The sequence below is a fragment of the Prevotella conceptionensis 9403948 genome (assembly GCF_000312305.1).
Classification (GTDB): Bacteria; Bacteroidota; Bacteroidia; order Bacteroidales; family Bacteroidaceae; genus Prevotella; species Prevotella conceptionensis.
In genome coordinates, this window is the sequence record NZ_HE999485.1 from 1 (window position 1) to 1,108 (window position 1,108).

Consider the following 1,108-nt stretch of genomic DNA (forward strand, 5'->3'; position numbering starts at 1 on the left):
CCACCCATCGCAATGCCTACGTCGCTCAAAGCCAACACGGGCGCATCGTTGATGCCATCGCCCACGAAAGCCACCTTGCGCCCCTGCTTTTGCAAGGTTTCAATGCGCTCCGCCTTATGTTGTGGCAGCAAGTCGCCTAGGGCTTGTTCCAGTTTTAGTTCCTCAGCCACCTTGTCAACCAATGCTTGTTTGTCGCCAGATAGCATCTCAACGTGCGTAATGCCCACCTTGCGCAGCATCGAAATGGCATCCGCAGCATCGGGTTTTAGTGTGTCGGAGAGTAAGATACAGCCGATGAAACGGCCGTTTTTGGCACAAGCCACAATGGTATCGGGTATGGTTTGCAGTTCTTCGGGATAGCTCACACCCTGCTTTTCAAGCAGCCTAAGCGTACCTGCAAGCCATGTTTCGCCCGCTATTTCGGCCCGAAGACCCAGCCCAGGCATGTTCTCGGCACTAATCTTCTCGCCGTCGCCATACACTTTAACAATGGCTTTGGCAATGGGATGCGTGCTGCTGCGTTCCATAGCCACCACCGTTTGCAGTTCTTCGGGCGATAGATGCAAGGTTTGCTGCACTCCAAACGCTCCTGTGGTAAGCGTTCCTGTTTTGTCGAACACCACCGTATCCACGCCCGTTAGTGCGTCTAGGCTGTTTCCTCCCTTGAAAAGTACGCCCATGCGCGATGCTCTGCCGATGCCTGCAAAGTAGCTTAATGGCACACTGATGACCAATGCGCAGGGGCAAGAGATAACCAAGAACACCAATGCGCGATGCAACCACGTGGCGAAATGGTAATGGAACGAAGGCGAAACCAGCGTATAAACCCAAGGCAGAACCACCGTAAGCGTGGCCAAAAGGATAACGATGGGCGTGTAGATGCGTGCAAAACGACGGATAAACAACTCGGTGGGAGCCTTTCGTTCGGTGGCCTCTTCCACCATTTTTAGTATTCGTGTAAGCGCACTTTCGCTTTGTGTACGCGTAACGCGTAGGCTTGCGGCACGCTCTAAGGCAATCATGCCGGCCAAAACTTCGCCTTCCATGCCCACTTGTCGGGGCATGCTCTCGCCCGTAAGCGCGGCCGTGTCGAAGTTAACAAGGGCGT

Annotated in this window: 1 protein-coding gene; it reads right to left on the reverse strand. The window is 54.2% G+C overall.

Going from position 1 to position 1,108, the window contains the following annotated elements; genetic code table 11:
- The coding region (locus BN93_RS15830; protein WP_019189255.1) for a heavy metal translocating P-type ATPase at window positions 1-1,108 on the reverse strand (1,108 nt) is incomplete at both ends.